Origin of the sequence: Streptomyces sp. NBRC 110028 (assembly GCF_001417735.1) — a bacterium.
Taxonomy (GTDB): Bacteria; Actinomycetota; Actinomycetes; order Streptomycetales; family Streptomycetaceae; genus Streptomyces.
On record NZ_BBUZ01000060.1, the window covers coordinates 11,218 to 31,813 of the forward strand.

A 20,596-nucleotide genomic window follows, 5' to 3' on the forward strand; every position below is an offset into this window, starting at 1 on the left:
CGCCTCCATGCCTCTTCTTCGTTGCGGAGTATGCACATGACCGAGCAGTCACAGGCCGCGATGCTGGAACTGGTGCTGGCGCAGGCCGCTGCCGTGCTGCGGGCCGCCGACCCCGACACCTACGGGGACGGACCCACCGACGTGGCGGCCGACCGCCCGTTCCTGGCGGAGGGCCTGGACTCGCTCGGCCTGGTCCAGCTGCACCGGCGGCTCACCGCCGAACTAGGGGTGGAGCTGCCCGTCACCATCGGCTTCGACCACCCGACACCGGCCGCCCTCGCCCGCCACCTGGTGGACGTGGTACACGGCACCACCGAGCCGGAAGGCCACCACGAGCCCGCCACCACCACCGCGCCCGTGGCGTCCGACGAGCCGATCGCCATCGTCGGAATCGGCTGCCGCTACCCCGGCGGGGTGACCTCGCCCGAGGACCTGTGGCGGATCCTGGCCGACGGCACCCATGTGCTCACCGACTTCCCCGCCGACCGGGGCTGGGACCTGGACCGCCTCTACGACCCCGACCCCTCCGCCACCGGCACCAGCTATGTGCGGCGCGGCGGATTCCTGCCGGACGCCGCCGACTTCGACGCCGACTTCTTCCAGATCAACCCCAAAGAGGCGCTGGCCATGGACCCCCAGCAGCGGCTGCTGCTGGAGACCACCTGGGAGGCGCTGGAGCGCGCGGGCATCGACCCGGGCCGGCTGCGCGGCACTCCGTCGGGGGTGTTCATCGGTGTCGAGCCGCATGAGTACGGGCCCCGTACGCACGAGGCGCCGGACGGCCTCGACGGCTATGTCCTGGGCGGCAGCCTGCCCAGCGTCGTGTCAGGCCGCGTCGCCTACACGCTCGGCCTCGAAGGGCCCACGCTCACCGTCGACACCGCGTGCTCCGGCTCGCTCACCGCCCTCCACCTGGCCATACGGTCCCTCCAGCGCGGGGAGTGCGGGCTGGCGCTGGCGGGCGGCGTCACCGTCATCTCCAGCCCCGGTACGTTCACCACGTTCAGCCGCCAGCGCGGCCTGGCCCCGGACGGGCGGATCAAGGCGTTCGCCGCGGCGGCGGACGGCACCTCCTTCGCCGAGGGCGCGGGCGTGTTCGTCCTGGCCCGCCTCACCGACGCGCTGCGCGACGGGCACCCGGTGCTGGCCGTGATCCGCGGCACCGCCATCAACCAGGACGGCGCCAGCAACGGCCTCGCCGCGCCCAACGGCCTCGCGCAAGCGCGCGTGATCCGCCAGGCGCTCGCCGACGCGGGCCTCACCCCCGGCGAGGTCGACGCCGTCGAGGCGCACGGCACCGGCACCACCCTCGGCGACCCCATCGAAGGCCAGGCCCTGGTCGCCACCTACGGAGGCGGGCGCACACCCGGCAAGCCCCTGTGGCTGGGATCGGTGAAGTCCAACATCGGGCACACCGGCGCGGCGGCGGGCGCCGCCGGGGTCATCAAGATGGTCCAGGCGATGCGCAACCGTACGCTGCCCCGCACCTTGCACGTGGACGCGCCGACCCCGCACGTCGACTGGTCCGGCGGCACCGTCCGGCTCCTCACCGAACCCGTCCCGTGGGAGGCCACGGACACCCCGCGCCGGGCCGGGATCTCCTCGTTCGGCGCGAGCGGCACCAACGCCCACGTCATCATCGAGGAACCGCCCGCCCCCGCCCCGGAAACCCCCGGCGCCCCCGCGGCGGGCCGCCCCGTCCCCGTCGTCCTGTCCGCGCAGGGCGAGGACGCCCTGCGCGGACAGGCCGCCCGGCTCCTGACGGTCCTGGACGACGCGTCGCCGCTGGACATCGCGTACTCGGCCGCCACCACGCGCGCCGCGCTGCGCCACCGCGCCACGGTCGTCGCCACCGACCGCGACCAGCTGCACCGCGCCCTGACCGCCCTCGCCGAGGGCGGGACCGCGCCCGGGCTGCTCACCGGAACGACGCGGGCGACGGGCCGGACCGCGTTCCTGTTCACCGGCCAGGGCAGCCAGCGCGTCGGCATGGGACGCGAACTGGCGCGGTCCTTCCCGGTGTTCGCGCGAGCCCTCCAGGAGGCCGCCGATCACCTCGACCTCCACCTCGACGAGCCGCTGGGCGAGGTGCTGTTCGCCGCTCCCGGCTCGCCGCGGGCCGAACTCCTCCACCGGACCCGGTACGCGCAGGCCGCGCTCTTCGCCGTCGAGACCGCCCTGTTCCGGCTGCTGGAGTCGTGGGGCGTCACCCCCGGCCTCGTCGCCGGGCACTCCATCGGCGAGATCGCCGCCGCGCACGCCGCCGGGGTCATGACCCTGGCCGACGCGGCCCTGCTGGTCGGCGCGCGCGGCACGCTGATGGACGAACTGCCCCAGGGCGGAGCCATGGTGGCCGTCCAGGCCGAAGAGGCGGAGGTCGCCCCCTGGCTGACCGACCGGGTCGGCCTCGCCGCCGTCAACGGCCCGGCCGCCGTGGTGCTGTCCGGTGAGGCCGACGCCGTGCTGGCCGTCGCCGCCCGATTCGCCGGACAGGGCCGCAAGACGCGACGGCTGCGCGTCTCGCACGCCTTCCACTCGCCGCTGATGGACCCGATGCTCGACGGCTTCCGCCGGATCGCCGAAACCCTCACGTACGCGCCGCCCAGCATCCCCCTGGTATCCGCCCTGACCGGGGAGGTCGGCACCGTATTCGACGCCGGCCACTGGGTGCGCCACGTCCGCGAGCCGGTGCGGTTCGCCGACGCCATGCACCGGCTGGAGGCCCACGGCGTCACCACCTATCTGGAGCCGGGCCCCGACGCCGTGCTGTCGGCGATGGGGCGCGACTGCCTGACCGACGGCGGCCCCGACACCGCGTTCGCCGCGCTGCTGCGCGACGGGCACGACGAGGAGCGGCAGGCCGTCACCGCGCTCGGCACGGCGCACGCCCACGGCGTGGCCGTCGACTGGGACCGCTTCTTCGCGGGCCGCGGGGCCCGCCGGACCGCGCTGCCCACCTACGCGTTCCAGCGCAAACGGTACTGGCTGGACGCCGGGAGCGGCCCGGGCACCATCGGGCATCCGCTGCTGGACACCGCCGTCAGCCTCGCGGGCGTCGACGGGCTGGTCCTGACGGGCCTGCTGTCCACCCGGTCGCAGCCGTGGCTGGCCGACCACGTCATCGCCGGCGTCGTCCTCGTGCCCGGCACCGCTCTGGTCGAGCTGGCCGTGCGGGCCGGGGACGAGGCGGGCTGCGGCGTGGTGGAGGAACTCACCCTGGAGACACCGCTGTCGCTGACCGGGGAGGCGGCGGTGGAGGTCCAGGTCGTCGTCGGCGCGCCCGACGCGGCGGGCCGCCGCACCGTCGAGATCTACTCCCGCCCCGCGCGCAGCGAGGAGAACTGGACCCGGCACGCCAGTGGCGTGCTGGCCGAACACGGTGAGGGCGCGGCCGCCGACGGGGCCGCGTTCGCCCAGTGGCCACCGGACGGCGCGGAGCCCATCGACGTCGACGGCCTCTACGAGCGCCAGGCCGCGCAAGGGTACGGCTACGGGCCCGCGTTCCAGGGCGTGCGCGCCGCGTGGCGCCGCGGCGACGAGGTGTTCGCCGAGGTCGCCGTCGACGAACCGGGCGCCGACCGGTTCGGGCTGCATCCGGCGCTGCTGGACGCCAGCCTGCACGCCGCCGAGGGGCCGGAGGACGACGGTCAGGTGCGGCTCCCGTTCGCCTGGCTCGGCCTGGAACTGCACGCCGCCGGCGCCACGGCCGTACGCGTCCACCTGCTCCGGACCGCCGCGGACGAGGTCGCGGTCGAGCTGGCCGACACCACCGGGGCGCCGGTCGCCACCGTACGCTCCCTCGTCCAGCGGCCCGTGCCGCTGAACGGGGTGCTGTCCGGGGCGCGGGACGGGGCGCTGCTGCGCGTCGAATGGACCGAGGTCCAGGCCCCGCCGCGGCCGGACGCCACGGCCGGGGAATTCCAGCTCGCGTACGTGCCCGCCACCTTCCCCGGCGCCCCCGCCGTGGCGGCGCGGGAAGCCACGCTGTACGGCCTGAAGCTCATCGAGAACGCGCTGCGCGACGACACCCGGCTGGCCATCGTCACCCGGGAGGCGCCGGGCGACCTGACGCTCGCGCCCCTGTGGGCGCTGGTGCGCTCGGCCCAGGCCGAGAACCCCGGCCGGTTCGTCCTCGTCGGCATCGACCGCGAGGCGCCCGAAACCGAACTGCGCGCCGCCCTGGCCACCGGCGAGCCCCAACTCGCCCTGCGCGACGGCGCGGTGCTCGTACCGCGCCTGGCGCGCACCCCCCTGCCGGACGCCCCGCCGCGCGCCGCGTGGGACCCGGACGGCACGGTGCTGATCACCGGCGGCACCGGGGGGCTCGGCGGGCTGGTCGCCCGCCACCTCGTCCGCCGGTACGGGGTGAAGCGCCTGCTGCTCACCGGGCGGCGCGGCCCGGACGGCCCCGGAGCCGCCGAACTCGTAACCGAGCTGGCCGGGTTGGGCGCCCAGGCGACCGTGGCCGCCTGCGATGTGGCCGACCGCGCCGCGCTGGCGGCGCTGCTGGAGGCCGTCCCCGACGAGCATCCGCTGACGGCCGTCGTCCACGCCGCCGGAGTCATCGACGACGGGCTGGCCGGATCGCTCACCGCCGAGCAGGTCCGTACCGTCTTCCACGGCAAGGCGGACGGCGCCTGGCATCTGCACGAGCTGACCCGGGACCGCCCGCTGGCCGCGTTCGTGCTGTTCTCCTCCGCGGCCGGGACCCTGGAGTCCGCCGGGCAGGGCAACTACGCCGCCGCCAACGCCTTCCTCGACGCGCTCGCCGAGCACCGGGCCGCCCACGGCCTCACCGCCACGTCCCTGGCGTGGAACCTGTGGGCGGGCGACGCGGGCATGGGCGCCCGACTGGACGAGGTGACCCTCCGCCGCGCCGCGCGGTCCGGGCTCCCCGCCCTCGGCTCCGAGGAGAACCTCGCCCTCTTCGACCAGGCCCTCACCACCGGCGCACCCGCCCTGGTGCCGCTGCGCCTCGACGTCCCCGCGCTGCGGGCCCGCCCCGACGGCATCCCGCCGATGCTGCGCGGCCTGGTCCGCACCCCCGCCCGCCGTGCCGCCGCCGCGACGGCCACCAGCGCCCCGGGCGGGGCGCTGGCCGACCGGCTGGCCGGGAAACCGGACGCGGAACGGGCCCGGATCGTCCTGGACCTGGTGCGCGCGCAGATCGCCGTCGTCCTCGGCCACGACAGCGGCACCGCCATCGACCCCCGCCGCGCCTTCACCGAGCTGGGCTTCGACTCCCTGGCCGCCGTCGAGCTGCGCAACGCGCTCGGCGAGGCCACCGGGCTCCGGCTCACCTCCACCCTGATCTTCGACCATCCCACCCCGAGCGCCCTGGCCGACCACGTGCTCGACAAGGTGCGCGGCTCTGCCACCTCCACCGCCGCCCCGGCGCGGACCGCCGTGCGGGCCCCGGCCGAGGAGCCCATCGCGATCGTGGCGATGGGCTGCCGCTACCCCGGCGGCGTGACCTCCCCCGAGGAGCTGTGGCGGCTGGTCGCCGACGGCACCGACGCGATCGCCGGCTTCCCCGAGGACCGGGGCTGGAACCTCGAGGAGATCTACCACCCCGAGCCCGGCAGACACGGCACCACCTCCACCCGCGAGGGCGGCTTCCTCTACGACGCCGCCGACTTCGACCCCGCCTTCTTCGGCATCAGCCCGAAGGAGGCCCAGGCGATGGACCCACAGCACCGCCTGCTGCTGGAAACCGCGTGGGAGACGCTGGAGCGCGGTGGCATCGACCCGCTGTCCCTGAAGGGCAGCGCCACCGGTGTGTTCGCCGGGGTCATGTACCACGACTGGGCGCCGCCGTCGGGCTCCGTCCCCGAAGACCTCGCGGGCTTCACCGCGGGCGGCGGCCTCGGCAGCGTCGCCTCCGGCCGCATCGCCTACACCCTCGGCCTCCAGGGCCCGGCGGTCACCATCGACACCGCCTGCTCCTCCTCCCTGGTGGCGATGCACTGGGCGGCGCAGGCGCTGCGGCAGGGCGAGTGCACCCTCGCGCTGGCCGGTGGCGTCACCGTGATGGCCACCCCGGAGACGTTCATCGGGATGAGCCTGCAGCGCGGACTCGCCGCCGACGGCCGCTGCAAGGCGTACGGCGCCTCCGCCGACGGCACCGGATGGGGCGAGGGCGCTGGACTGCTGCTGCTGGAACGGCTGTCGGACGCGCGCCGCGCCGGACACCCCGTGCTCGCCGTGATCCGCGGCTCCGCCGTCAACCAGGACGGCGCCTCCAACGGCCTGTCCGCGCCCAACGGCCCCGCCCAGCAACGGGTGATCCGGCAGGCCGTGGCCGCCGCGGGCCTCACCCCCGCCGACATCGACGCGGTCGAGGGCCACGGCACCGGCACCACCCTCGGCGACCCGATCGAGGCCCAGGCCCTGATGGCCACGTACGGCCAGGAGCGCGCGGACGGCGAACCGCTGTGGCTGGGGTCGGTCAAGTCCAACCTGGGGCACACCCAGGCCGCCGCCGGAGTCGCCGGCGTGATCAAGATGGTGATGGCGATGCGGCACGGGGTGCTGCCCCGCACCCTGCACGCCGACACCCCCTCCCCGCACATCGACTGGACCGAGGGCGCCGTCGAACTCCTCACCGAGGCCAGGCAGTGGCCGGGGAACGGCCGCCCGCGGCGCGCCGCGGTGTCCTCGTTCGGCGTCAGCGGCACCAACGCCCATGTGGTCCTGGAGGAGGCGCCGCCGCACGCCGCGCGCGAACCGCGCGGCGAGCGGCCCCCGGCCGCGCCGCCGGTCGTGCCGCTCACCGTGTCCGCGGCCACCGCCGAGGCGCTGCGCGCCCAGGCCGCCCGTATCGCCGCCCACGTGCGCGAACACGAGGACACCGGCCCCCTCGACGTGGCCGCCTCGCTCGCCCGCGGCCGCGCCGCCCTGGAACACCGGGCCGTGGTCGTGGACGCAGACCGCGACGGACTGCTGGCCGGACTCGACGCGGTGGCGGCCGGGAAGACGCCCGCCTCCGTCGTCCAGGGCGTGCGGCGCGGCGACCCGCGCGCCGTGTTCGTCTTCCCCGGGCAGGGCTCGCAGTGGCCCGGCATGGGCGTGGACCTGCTGGAGCACTCACCGGCCTTCGCGACCCGCCTCGGCGAATGCGCCAAGGCCCTGGAGCGTTACGTCGAATGGGACCTGCTCGACGTGCTGCACGGCGCGCCCGGCGCACCGCCCCTGGAGGCCGTCGACGTCGTACAGCCCGCGCTGTGGGCGCTGATGGTGTCGCTGGCCGAGGCGTGGCGCGCCGCCGGTGTCGAACCGGCCGCCGTCGTCGGCCACTCCCAGGGCGAGATCGCCGCCGCCTGCGTCGCCGGCGCGCTGTCGCTGGAGGACGGCGCCCGCGTCGTCGCCCTGCGCAGCCGGATCATCCGACAGGACCTGGCGGGCCGGGGCGGCATGATGTCGGTGGCCCTGTCCGCCGACCGCACGGCCGGGTACCTGGCCGACTGGGACGGCCGCCTCCAGCTCGCCGTCGTCAACGGGCCCGCCTCCGTCGTCGTCTGCGGCGACCCGCGGGCCCTGGACGAGCTGCGGGACCGGCTGGACGCCGAGGGCGTGCGGACCCGCCGCATCCGCGTGGACTACGCCTCCCACTCGGTGTTCGTGGAGGAGATCCGCGACCGGCTGCTCAGCGAGCTGACCGGTCTGACCCCGCGCACCTCGGCCGTCCCGTTCTACTCCACCGTCACCGCCGGGCAGCTGGACACCGCGGGCCTGGACGCCGCGTACTGGTACACCAACCTGCGGCAGACCGTCCGGTTCGAGGAGACGACGCGCGCGCTGCTGGCCGACGGCTTCGAGATCTTCGTCGAATCCAGCCCGCATCCGGGCCTGCTGGCCGGGCTCGGCGAGACCGCCGAATCGGCCGGGGTGGCCGCCACCCTCGTCGGCACCCTGCGCCGCGAGGCGGGGAGCCCGCGCGAGTTCCTCACTTCGCTGGCCGAGGCGTACGTACGGGGCGCCACCGTCGACTGGGAAACCCAGTTCGCCGGTACCGGAGCCCGCCGCGTCGACCTGCCCACGTACCCCTTCCAGCGCAAGCGGTACTGGCTGCCCGCGCCCGAACACACCGGCGACGCGCGGGGCGTCGGCCAGCTGCCCGCCGACCACCCGCTGCTCGGCGCGGCGGTGCCGGTCGCCGGGGCCGGGGGAGTGCTGCTCACCGGGCGGCTGTCACGCTCCGCCCAGCCGTGGCTGGCCGACCACGCCGTCGCCGGCACGGTCCTCTTCCCCGGCTCGGGCTTCGTGGAACTGGCCGTCCGCGCCGGTGACGAGGTCGGCCGGGGACGCGTGGAGGAGCTGACGCTGGAGGCCCCCCTCGCCCTCCCGGAGCGCGGCGGCGTGGCCATCCAGGTCGTCGTCGGCCCGGACCTGCGCACCGTGTCCATCCACTCGCGGCCCGACGACGCACCCGCCGGCGCCGCCTGGACCCGCCACGCCCAGGGCACCCTCGCCGACGCCGCACCGGAACCGGCGCCCGACCCCGCGCCCTGGCCGCCACCGGGCGCCGAACCGGCCGACCTGACCGGCTTCTACGAGCCGCCCTCCGCCGACGGCCCCGCCTACGGACCCGCGTTCCAGGGGCTGCGCGCCGCCTGGCGGTCCGGCGACGCGGTGTACGCGGACATCGCGCTGCCCGAGCAGGCCGCCGCCGAGGCCCCCCGGTTCGGGCTGCACCCCGCCGCGCTCGACGCGGCCCTGCACGCCACCGCGCTGCTCGCCACCGACGCCGAGCGGGTCACCCTTCCGTTCGCCTGGACGCGGGTCGACCTGCACGCCTCGGGGGCCGCCGCGCTCCGGCTGCGGATGACCCGGCTGGGCGAGGACGAGGTGGCGCTGCGCCTCACCGACACCGCGGGCCGCCCCGTCGCGTCCGTCGACTCGCTCGTACTGCGCCCGATGGCCACCGGCCTCGCACCGGCGGCCGCGTCCCACGACGCGCTGTTCGAACTCGCCTGGGCGCCCGCCGTGCCACATGAGGCCGCCCCTTCGGGGACGGTCGTGCACCGCTGCGCGGGCGGCACGACCACCGAGGCCGTACACGCTCAGGCCGCGGCGGCGCTGGGCGTCCTCCAGTCCTGGCTGGAGGAGGAACGGGACGACGACGCCACGCTGGCCGTCGTCACCCGGGGAGCGGTGTCCGTGGACGGCGAGGACGTCACCGACCTCGCCGGAGCCGCGGTCTGGGGGCTGGTCCGCAGCGCCCAGGCGGAGAACCCGGGGCGTGTCGTCCTCATCGACCTCGACCCGGCCGACACCGGCGCCGAGCCCACCGAGGCCGACCTCGGCGCGGCGGTGGCCACCGGTGAGGCGCAGCTCGCGCTGCGCTCCGGCACCCTCCTCCGGCCGCGTCTGACCCGTGTCACCGTGGACCGACCCGGCGCTCCCGCCACCGTCTTCGGCGGCCGGCCCGGCACCGTGCTGATCACCGGCGGCACCGGCACCCTGGGCGGCCTGGTCGCCCGCCACCTGGTCACCGCCCACGGCGTCACCGACCTGCTGCTCACCAGCCGCCGGGGCCCCGCCGCGCCCGGCGCCGACGCCCTGGCCGCCGACCTCACCGCGCTCGGCGCCCGCGTCGAGGTGGCCGCCTGCGACGCCGCCGACCGCGACGCGCTGGCGGCCGTGCTGGCGGGCCGTGCGCTCGCCGCAGTCGTGCACACCGCGGGCGTCCTCGACGACGGGATCATCTCCTCGCTGACGCCGCAGAAGCTGGCCGCGGTGATGCGCCCCAAGGTCGACGCGGCGCTGAACCTCCATCAACTCACCGCGGGCCAGGACCTCTCGGCGTTCGTGCTGTTCTCGTCCGCCGCGGGCGTGACCGGAGGCGCCGGGCAGGGCAACTACGCCGCCGCCAACGCCTTCCTCGACGGCCTCGCCGCACACCGCCGCGCCCACGGGCTGCCCGCGCAGTCGCTGGCCTGGGGACTGTGGGCGGAGGCCAGCGGCATGACCGGCGCGCTGGACGCCGCCGACATCGCGGGCATGCGGCGTGACGGCGTGCTGCCCATCGCCTCCGGCGACGGCTTGGCGCTGCTGGACGCCGCCGGGGCGCTCGACCGGGCGTTCCTGGCGCCCGTACGGCTCGACCTGAGCGGGCAGCGCCGCTCCGAGGTGCCGTACCTGATGCGCGACCTGGTACGCGGCCCGGCGCGCCGCGCCGTCGACCCCGCCGCGTCCCTGCCCGAACCCGCCGAGAGCCTGCGCGACCGGCTGGCCCGCCTCACGCCCGCCCGCCGGGAACAGGCACTGCTCGACGTGGTCCGCGCCCGGGCCGCCGCCACCCTCGGCTTCGCCGGCGCCGACGAGGTCGACGCCGAGCGGTCGTTCCGCGACATGGGCTTCGACTCCCTCGCCGCCGTGCGGTTCCGCAACGCCCTCGGCGAGGCCGTCGGGGAGCGCCTGTCCGCGACGCTCGTCTTCGACCACCCGACCGCGCTCGTCCTCACCCGCCACCTGCTGGACGAACTGGGCTTCGGCGAGCCGGAATCCACACCGGACGGCCCGGAGCCCGGCCAGGACACCGAGGACCGCACCGAGGCCATCCGGAACATGAGCCTCGCCGACCTCCTCCGCACCGCGCAACGATCAGGAGACCCGACATGACCCGGCTGCTCCACGACCCGCTCGACGACACCGACCAGCGCGTCTACCCCACCGACGAGGAACTGCTGCACCGCGTCCTCACCCCCTACCGGGCCAAGCGGTGCGAATACCTCACCTCGGCCACGGTCACGGTGGCGGGCGACCCCCTCGACGGCGGACGGCTCGGCGCCGCCTGCACCTTCCTGATCCCCGAGTCCTGCTACATCGACGACACCGGGCACTTCAACTCGGTCGAGTTCAACATCTGCTTCAACCAGATGGCCTACTACCTGATGGCCAAGTCGGTGAAGGAATCGCTCGTCGCGCCCTTCTCCCGGTGGACGCTGGAGCAGTTCTGGACCCGGCAGCTCGCGGACGTGTTCATCACCGACTTCAAGAGCACCTTCCGCACCGCCATGAGCGGCCGCCACTTCCGCGGCGAGATCGAGATCGCCGACATCGCCGAATGGGACGCCAACGACCTGCGCGACGCCCTGGTGATGCTGCGGACCCGCTGCCGCTACTGGGACGAGCAGGGCGGCGAGAGCCATGGTGAGATCGCCGCCGCCATCACCAACCCGCCCGAAAACTGACCCGCCCGGCCCCGCGGAGGAAGCGACCATGAGCAACCCGGAACGGCCGGAGCTTCCCCAGGAAGCCCGGCAGGTCGACATCGCACACATCTACCGCCGTCTCGCCGACCGCGGCCTCCCGTACGGGCCCGCCTTCCGGGGCCTGCGCGCCGTGTGGGCGGACGGCGACGAGGTCTACGCCGAGGCCCGGCTCGACGGCGCCGCGTCCGGCAGCGAGGGCGACTACCACCTGCACCCGGCGCTGTTCGACGCCGCCCTGCAGGCCGCGCTGGTGCCCGGCCTCGACCGCGACGACGACACCTTCCTGCCGTTCGCCCTGCGCGGGGTGCGCCTCCACAAGCCGGGCGCGCGGCGGCTGGGCGTCCACGCCCGGCCCGGTGAGGGCGGCGTGTCCCTCGCCCTCACCGGCGACGACGGCGAACCGGTCGTCACGGTCAAGAGCCTCGTCAGACGTCCCGTCACCGCCGACCAGCTCGACGCCGCCGCGCAGCGCACCCAGCTGCTGCGCGTCGCCTGGAAGGCCGTCGAGCAGCCGTCCGCCCCCGCCGACCAGCGGCGCTGGGCGTTCCTGGGCACCGACCACATCGGCGTCACCGGCGCGCTGAAGTCCATCCGCCGCTCCTTCGACTCCTACCCCTCGCTGGCCGCCCTCGACTCCGCGCTCCGCGAAGGCGCCCGCGTCCCCGACGTGGTCGTGGTCTCCTGCACCGACCAGGACTCCCCGGTCCGCTCGGCCGCCCAGCGCGCCCTGATGCTCGTCCAGGAGTGGTCGGCCGACGAACGCCTCGCCGACGCCCGCCTGGTCCTGGTCAGCAGCGGCGCCCTCGCGACCCGCCCCCAGGAAGACCTGTCCGACCTGCCCGGCGCGGCCGTGTGGGGGCTGCTGCGCAGCGCCCAGTCCGAACACCCCGGCCGCTTCGTCCTGATCGACGTCGACGACCCCGAGGACTCGGGCCGCGCCCTCCTCGCCGCCGTCGCCTCCGGCGAACCGCAACTCGCCGTGCGCCACGGCGCCCTGTTCCGGCCGCGTCTCGTCCGCTGCCCGCCACCGCCGGGCCGCAACAGCCTCACGGGCACCGTCGTCATCACCGGCGGCACCGGCGCGCTGGGCCGCCTGATCGCCCGGCACCTGGTCACCCGCCACGCCGTGCGCCACCTGGTGCTGCTCAGCCGCCGCGGCCCGGACGCGCCCGGCGCCGACGGCCTGACCGCCGGCCTCACCGCGCTCGGCGCCCGCGTCGAGGTGATCGCCTGCGACACCGCCGACCGCCCGGCACTGGAACGCGCCCTGGCGGACCTCCCCGCGCCCTCCGCCGTCATCCACACCGCGGGCGTGCTGTCCGACGCCACGGTCGACACCCTGACGCCGCGCAGGCTCGATACGGTCCTGCGCCCCAAGGTCGACGCCGCGCTCCATCTGCACGACCTCGTCCGGGACCCGGACTGCGCGTTCGTGGTGTTCTCCTCCGTCGCCGGGCTGACCGGCAACGCGGGGCAGGGCAACTACGCCGCCGCCAACGCCGTCCTCGACGCGCTCGCCCACCACCGCCGCACCCTCGGCCTGCACGGCGTCTCCCTGGCCTGGGGCCTGTGGGAGAGCGAGGACGGCATGGGCTCCGAGCTGTCCACGGCCGACCTCACCCGCATCAAGCGCTCCGGTTTCGCCCCGCTCGGCCACGACCAGGGCCTGGCCCTCTTCGACGCCGCCCTCGCCGGGGACGAGGCCGTTCTCGCGCCCGTACGGCTGAACGAGTCGGCCCTCACCGGGGACGTTCCGCCCGTCCTGGCCGACCTGGCACCCGCCGCGGTGCCCCGGCCCACCGCGGCGGACACCCTGCGGGCCCGGCTGGCGGACCTGCCCGAGGCCGAACACGACGCCGCCGCCCTGGACTTCGTCCGTAGCGCGGCTGCCGCCGTCCTCGGCTACGACACCCCCGACGACATCGACCCCGGCCGGGAGTTCCACACCGTCGGCCTGGACTCCATCGGCAATCTCGAACTCAGCCGCCGACTGTCCGCCGGCACCGGTCTGCGGCTGCCCGCGACCCTCACCTTCGACCATCCGACACCCGCAGACCTCGCCTCCCATCTGCGGCGACTCCTCCAGGAGAGCGCATCATGAACACCGTTGTCATCGGCGGAGGCATCATCGGCCTCGCCACCGCCTGGCGGACCCTGCGCCACGGCGCCACCGTCACCGTGATCGACCCGGCCCCCGCCACCAAGGCGTCCCACGCGTCGGCGGGCATGCTCCCGCCCAGCAGCGAGCAGATCGACGGCGAGAACGACCTGCTGCGGCTGTGCCTGGCCTCCCGGGACCTCTGGCCGTCCTACGCCGCCGAACTGGAGGAGTTCGCCCCCTCCGGTTTCCGGCGCGACGGCGTCCTGGACGCCGCCTTCGACGACGACGCCCTCCGCGTCCTCGACTTCCAGGAATCCTTCCGGGAGTCGCTGGGCATCCGCTCCGAACGCCTCACGCCCGAGGAGTGCGGCACCGTCCAGCCCGCCTTCGCCCCCGCCCTCGGCGGCCTGCTGGCCCCCGACGACGGCGCCGTCGACCCGCGCACCTTCGACGCGGCGCTGCTCACGGCCATCGAAGCGCTCGGCGGCACCGTCATCCGCCGCCGCGCCATCCGGGTCGCGAACCACACCGTCACCCTCGACAACGGCGACGCGGTCACCTTCGACCGCGTCGTCCTGGCCGCCGGCTGCTGGACCCACCACATCGGGGGCCTCCCCGAGGAGGCCATCCCGGTGATCCGACCCGTCAAGGGCCAGATCCTGCGGCTGCGCTCCGACCCGCCGCTGCTGGGCGTGACATCCCGCGCCCTCTCCAAGGGCTCGTCGCTCTACCTGGTACCCCGGCTGGACGGCGAACTCGTCATCGGCGCCACCTACGAGGAGCGCGGCTACGACGAGACCGTGACCGCCGACGGCGCCCGCGGCCTGCTGGCCCGCGCCGCCGAGGTCATCCCCGGCGTCGGCGCCCTGCGCTTCGCCGAGATCACCGCGGGCCTGCGCCCCGCCTCGCCCGACGAACTCCCCCTCATCGGCCCGACCTCCGTCCCCGATGTCTACCTGGCCGCCGGCCACTTCCGCATGGGTGTCCAGCTCGCTCCCATCACGGCCGAGGTCATGGCCGCCTACCTCACCGACACCGTCCCGCACGCCTCGGCGGCGCCGTTCACCCCGCTCCGCCTGTCCTGACCGGGGCACAGCACGAGGGCCGGACACCTCGCGAGGTGTCCGGCCCTCGTGCTGACCTTGCGCTGAACGTCAGGAGACCGGCACGGGCGCGCTCAGGTGGCCGGTGGCGTTCTCGGTCCAGGAGTGGCCCTCCTCCGAGCGGGACCTGATGGTCAGGGTGCGGCCCGTGGCCGGGTCCTCGGGCCCGACGATGACCTGGAGCAGCGCGGCGCCCCGGGCGCCGAAGGTGACGGGCGCGTTCAGGACGAGTTCCGCTATCTCGTCGAGCCCCACCGTCCGCGCGGCGTGGAACGCCAGCTCGACGAAGGCGGTGCCGGGGAGGATGACGGTCCCCATGACGATGTGGTCGGCGAGCCACGCGTGGTCGGCCAGCGTCACCCGGCCCGTGAACAGATGGCCGCCGTCGGGGAGTTCGGTGGCCGTGGCCAGCAGCGGATGCGCGGCGGGCTCCAGGCCCAGGCCCGCGGGTGAACCGGCGGGGGCGGGGGTGTCGAGCCAGTAGCGGCGCCGCTGGAAGGCGTACGTGGGCAGGGGGACGGCCCGGGCCCCGTGCCCCGCGAGGAACCCCTTCCAGCCGACGGCGACCCCGCAGGCGTGGGCCTGGGCCAGCCCGGTGACCAGGCTGGTCGGCTCGTGGTGGCGGGGGCGCAGCAGGGCGACGGCGGCCGCCTCGGGCAGTGCCTCGCGGGTGAGCGCGGTGAGCACGGCGTCGGGGCCGATCTCCAGATAGGCGGTGACGCCGAGGTCGTGGAGCGCGGTGAGGCCGTCGTGGAAGCGGGTGGTGCCTCGGATGTGCTCGGTCCAGTAGGCGGCGCCGGTGGTGTCGGAGCCGGTGGCGGCGCGGCCGGTGACGGTGGAGACGAGGGGGATGCGGGGTGCGTCGTACCGCAGGGTCTCGGCGACCTGGCGGAAGTCGTCGAGGATGGGCTCCATATGCGGTGAGTGGAACGCGTGGCTGACGGTGAGGCGGCGGGTGCGCCGCCCTTGGCCGGAGAACTCCTCGGCGATGGCCGTGACATCGGCCTCGTCGCCGGAGACGACGACCGCGCGGGGCCCGTTGACGGCCGCGATGCCGACGCGTTCGGTGAGACGGGGAGCGACCTCGTCCTCGGTCGCCTCGACGGCGACCATGGCGCCGCCCGCGGGCAGGGCCTGCATCAGGGTGCCACGGGCCGCCACCAGCCGGCAGGCGTCGTCCAGGGAGAGGACGCCCGCCGTGTGGGCGGCGGCGATCTCACCGATGGAGTGGCCGAGGAGATGGCTGGGGGTGATGCCGAAGTCCTCGGCGAGGAGCCGGGTGAGGGCGGTCTGGAGCGCGAACAGGCCGGGCTGGGTGTAGCGGGTCTGGCTCAGGAGCGTGGGGTCGTCCGCGAAGACGACGTCCCTGAGGGGGCGTTCGGCGCCGAGGTGGCGGTCGAGGGTGGCGCAGACCGCGTCGAACGCCTCGCGGAAGGTGGGATAGGTGTCGTGGAGCTGTCGGCCCATGCCCGGGTGCTGGGCGCCCTGGCCGGTGAAGAGGAAGGCCACCTTCGTGGTGCGGGGCCGGGTGGGGAGGGCGGCGGGGGCGGGGTCCTGGGCGAGGGCGTGGAGATGGGCGAGGAGTTCGTCGCGCGTGGCACCGACCACGGCGGCCTGGTGCTCGAAGGTGGCGCGGGCCGTGGCCAGGGTGCGGGCGATGTCGGTGGGGTGGAGGGTGGGCTGTTCGGTGATGTGGTCGAAGAGGCGCTGGGCCTGGTCGCGGAGGGCCTGTTCGGTCTTGGCGGAGAGCAGCCAGGGGACCGTGGTGGTGTTCGCCGTGGGCTCCGGCGTGGGGGTGGGCGGGGCTTGTTCGAGGATGAGGTGGGCGTTGGTGCCGCTGATGCCGAAGGAGGAGACGGCGGCGCGGCGGGGGTGGCCGTTCTCGGGCCAGGGGCGGGCCTCGGTGAGCAGTCGCACATGGCCGGTGGTCCAGTCGATGTGCGGGCTGGGCTCGTCGACGTGGAGTGTTTTGGGCAGGGTGGCGTGGCGCATGGCCTGGATCATTTTGATGACGCCGCCGATGCCGGCGGCGGCCTGTGCGTGGCCGATGTTGGACTTGAAGGAGCCCAGCCACAGTGGTTCGTCGCGGTTCTGTCCGTAGGTGGCGAGCAGGGCCTGTGCCTCGATGGGGTCGCCGAGGGTGGTGCCGGTGCCGTGGCCCTCCACCGCGTCCACCTGGTCCGGCGTCAGCCCGGCGCTTGCGAGGGCGGCGTGGATGACCCGCTGCTGAGCGGGGCCGTTGGGCGCGCTCAACTGGCTGCTCCTGCCGTCCTGGTTGACCGCCGAGCCCCGTATGACGGCCAGGACGGGGTGGCCGTTGGCCTGGGCGTCGGACAGGCGTTCCAGCAGGATCGTGCCCGCGCCCTCGGCCCAGATGGTGCCGTCGGCGGCGGCCGCGAACGACTTGCACCGGCCGTCGGACGCCAGCCCGCGCTGGCGGCTGAACTCCACGAACATGCCCGGTGTCGGCATCACCGCCGCGCCGCCGGCCAGCGCCATGGCCGACTCGTCGTTGCGCAGCGACTGACAGGCCATGTGGAGTGCCACCAGCGAGGAGGAGCACGCGGTGTCCACGGTGATCGCCGGGCCCTCCAGACCAAGCGTGTACGCGATCCGCCCGGAGGCCACGCTGAGGGTGGTGCCCGTCAGCAGATGACCCTCGACGTCCTCCGGGCCCCGGTGGATGAGCGAGGCGTACTCGTGCCCGGACACCCCGCTGAACACCCCGGTACGGCTGCCGCGCAGCTCACCCGGGGACAGCCCGGCGCTCTCCACGCACTCCCAGCTGGTTTCCAGGAGCAGCCGCTGCTGGGGGTCGAGGGCGAGGGCTTCGCGGGGGCTGATGCCGAAGAACTCGGGGTCGAAGCGGTCGGCGTCGTAGAGGAAGCCGCCCTCGCGGGCGTAGGTCTTCCCCGTGGCGTTGGGATCCGGGTCGTACAGACCGTCCAGATCCCAGCCCCGGTTGTCCGGGAACGGCCCCACCGCGTCACGCCCCTCGGACACCAGCGCCCACAGCCCCTCGGGCGTGGTGGCCCCGCCGGGGAAGCGGCAGGCCATGCCCACGACCGCGATCGGCTCGCGGCTCCGTGACTCCGCCTCGGCCAGCCGCTGACGGGTGCGCTGGAGGTCGGCGGTCACCCGCTTCAGATAGTCGCGCAGCTTGTCCTCGTTCATGAGAGCCCCAGCTCGTTGTCGATGAAGTCGAAGATCTCGTCGTCCGTCGCGGATTCGATCGTCATGCCCTGCGGCCCCGGCTGCTCCGCCTCGGCGCTCTCCGCGCCCAGGCCGTCCAGCTTCAGCAGGAGCGCCTGCATGCGCGCGGCCACCGCCGTACGGACACCCGGGACGACGGTCCGCAGACTGCTCTCCAGCCGGTCCAACTCGGCCACCAGCGACTGCGGGACCTCGTCGGGGGCCCGGTCGGGTGCCAGCTCGGCACGCAGCATGGAAGCCAGCTGAACCGGCGTGGGGTAGTCGAACAGGGTGGTGGGCGGCAGCCGCAGACCGGTGGCGTGGTTGAGGTTGTTGCGGAATTCGACGGTGGTGAGCGAGTCGAGCCCCATCTCCAGGAACCCGCTGTCGGCGTCGACGGCGTCCGGCGAACCGTGCCCGAGGACCGCGGCGACCTGCCCGCGGATGTAGGTGAGGAGGATGTCCAGCTGCGTGGCCTCGTCGTGCGGGGCGAGCCGCTGCCGCAGCGTGTTCGGGTCCGCCGCGCCGCCCGTGGCGGTGGCCCGCCGGTTCCGGGAGCGGACCAGCCCCTGCAACACCGGCGGGACCGGGGCATCGCCCTCGCCCAGCCGCGCCAGGTCCAGCTTCGCGGGCACCAGGAGCGCCCGGGGCGAGCCCAGCGCGAGGTCGAGCAGGCCGAGCGCCTGCGCCGTCGGCATCGCGGCGATGCCACCGCGGCCCAGCCGCGCCCGCCCGACCGGATCCAGCCCCGCGGTCAGCTCGCTGGTCTGCGCCCACAGGCCCCACGCCAGCGACAGGCCCGGCAGTCCCCGCGCCCTGCGGTGGGCGGCGAGCCCGTCCAGGAAGGTGTTCGCGGCGGCGTAGTTGGCCTGTCCGGCATTGCCGATCGCCCCGGCCGCGGAGGAGAACAGCACGAACGCGGCCAGATCCAGGTCCTCCGTCAGCCGGTGCAGATGCCAGGCGGCGTCGACCTTGGGCCGCAGCACCGCCGACAGCCGCTCCGGCGTCAACGAGGCGATGGCGGCGTCGTCCAGCACCCCGGCCGTGTGGAACACCCCGGTCAGCGGATGCGCGCCGGGAACCGACCGCAGCAGCCCGGCCAGCGCGTCGGCGTCCGCGGTGTCGCAGGCCGCGACGGACACGTCGGCGCCCAGCGCCTTCAGCTCCCCGGCCAGCTCCGCCGCGCCGTCCGCCGCCGGTCCGCGCCGACTGGCCAGCAGCAGATGCCGTACGCCGTGCCGCTCCACGAGGTGCCGGGCCAGCAGCCCGCCGAGGGTGCCGGTGCCACCGGTGATGAGCACCGTCCCCTCGGGGTCGAGCCCGGCGCCGTTCCCGTCGTCGTCCGTCTCGGGAGTTTCCGGTGTGGGCAGCGTCGCCCGCACCAGCCGGGGCACGCGCAGCTCACCGCCGCGGATGGCCAGTTGCGGCTCTCCCGTGGCGAGCGCCGCCGGGAGCGCGCGGTACGAGGCGTCCGACTCGTCCAGGTCGACGAGCACGAACCGGCCGGGATACTCCGCGTCCGCAGTGCGCATCAGCCCCCACACCGTGGCCGCCGCCGGATCCGGCACCCGCTCGCCGTCCTCAGCGGCCACCGCCCCCCGGGTCAGCACCACCAACCTGGTGTCGGCGAGGGCGTCGCCGGAGACGAAGTCGCGTACCAGGGAAAGGAGTTCGGTGGCCGCGGTGTGCGCGTCCGCCGCCAGGTCACCGCCATCGGAGCGGGCCGGCCCCGCCACCACGATCTGCGGTGGCTTGCCGCCCTCCGCGCCGAGCGCGGCGAGATGGGGGTGGTCCACCGCGTCGATCCCGGCGGTACGGAGCGCCGAGGCCACCTCCGCCACGCCGACCACCGCCCACGGGCCGCTGATCTGGGACGCGGGCGCGGGCACGGGGAGCCAGCCCGGCTCGTACAGCGCGTCGCTCTGCCGGGCCCGTGCGGCGGCCAGCTGATCCGGGGCCACCTCGCGCATCGCCAGCCCGGCGATGGTGAGCACCGGAGCGCCGGTCGCGTCGGCCACGGAGAGGGACATCATGTCCCGCTCCGAACGGGTCAGCCGCACCCGCAGCCGGGTCGGTCCGACGGCGTGCAACGCCGCACCGCTCCAGGAGAACGGCAGCCGTACCCGCTCCGAGTCGTACCAGAACAGCATCAGCGGGTGCAGCGCCGAGTCCAGCAGCGCGGGGTGAACGCCGTAGCCTTCCGGGTCCGTGCCGTCCGGGAGCGCGATCTCCGCGTAGAGGGTGTCACCGACCCGCCAGCCCGCCCGGAAGCCCCGGAACAGCGGCCCGTACTCGTATCCGCGCCCGAGGAACCCGCGGTAGAACTCCTCGACGTCGACCGGCTCGCCCTCGGCGGGCGGCCAGGCGGTGAGGTCGAACGCCGGCTCGGGTGCCGAATCGGCGAGGAAGCCACTGGCGTGGCGGGTCCACTCGGCCGTCTCCTCGGCCGCTTCGCTCTCCGAGGAGAACAGTGAGAACGACCGCCGTCCCGCCTCGTCCGCGGCGCCCACGGTGAGCCGCAGCTGCCGGGCGCCCCGCTCCGGCACGGCCAGGAAGGCATGGTGGGTCAGCTCTTCGATCTGGTCGCATCCGACATACCCGGCCGCGTGCAGCAGCAGATCCACGAAGGCCACGCCCGGCAGGACGACCGTCCCGTGGACGACGTGATCGCTCAGCCACGGCTGGGCCTTGAGCGACACCTCGCCGGTGAACACCGCGCCTTCCCCGCCGGGGAGGGTGATCGCCGCGGTGAGGAGCGGGTGGGGGGAGGTGTTCGGGGCGCTGGGCTTCGATGTCTCCAGCCAGTAGCGCTGGCGTTGGAAGGGGTAGGTGGGGAGGTGGGCGGCGGGGGCGTTGGTGTCGCCGGTGAGGGGTGTCCAGTCGATGTGGAGGCCGTGGGTGTGTGCGGTGGCGAGTGCGGTGAGGAGGGTGTGGTTGTCGTCCCGGTCGCGGTGGAGGACGGGGATGAGGGTGGTGTCGGTGTC

Annotated in this window: 6 protein-coding genes; 4 read left to right on the forward strand and 2 right to left on the reverse strand. The window is 75.1% G+C overall.

The window, feature by feature from the left end:
• The first annotated feature begins 36 nt into the window (after nt 1-36).
• From ASC60_RS36825 to thiO, 4 genes are read left to right on the forward strand one after another with little or no spacing between them, the layout of a single operon-like run.
• Nucleotides 37-10,623, forward strand: a complete 10,587-nt coding sequence (locus tag ASC60_RS36825) for a type I polyketide synthase (RefSeq protein WP_055558084.1) — start codon at nt 37-39, stop codon at nt 10,621-10,623.
• Nucleotides 10,620-11,195 (forward strand): FcoT family thioesterase, encoded by a 576-nt coding sequence (locus ASC60_RS36830; protein ID WP_055558085.1) that lies wholly within the window; start codon nt 10,620-10,622, stop codon nt 11,193-11,195. Before ASC60_RS36825 ends, ASC60_RS36830 begins: the two co-directional genes overlap by 4 nt.
• Before the next feature lie 28 nt (nt 11,196-11,223).
• Nucleotides 11,224-13,317 (forward strand): type I polyketide synthase, encoded by a 2,094-nt coding sequence (locus tag ASC60_RS36835; RefSeq protein ID WP_055558086.1) that lies wholly within the window; start codon nt 11,224-11,226, stop codon nt 13,315-13,317.
• A complete protein-coding gene (gene thiO, locus ASC60_RS36840; protein WP_055558087.1) occupies nt 13,314-14,402 on the forward strand; it encodes a glycine oxidase ThiO in 1,089 nt (362 codons plus the stop codon). Before ASC60_RS36835 ends, thiO begins: the two co-directional genes overlap by 4 nt.
• A gap of 69 nt (nt 14,403-14,471) precedes the next feature.
• Here thiO and ASC60_RS36845 read toward each other — a convergent pair whose 3' ends face one another.
• Nucleotides 14,472-17,594 (reverse strand): type I polyketide synthase, encoded by a 3,123-nt coding sequence (locus ASC60_RS36845; protein ID WP_055558088.1) that lies wholly within the window; start codon nt 17,592-17,594, stop codon nt 14,472-14,474.
• On the reverse strand, nt 17,591-20,596 hold a 3,006-nt coding region (locus tag ASC60_RS36850; protein WP_159043394.1), incomplete at its 5' end, for a type I polyketide synthase. The genes ASC60_RS36845 and ASC60_RS36850, both read right to left, overlap by 4 nt.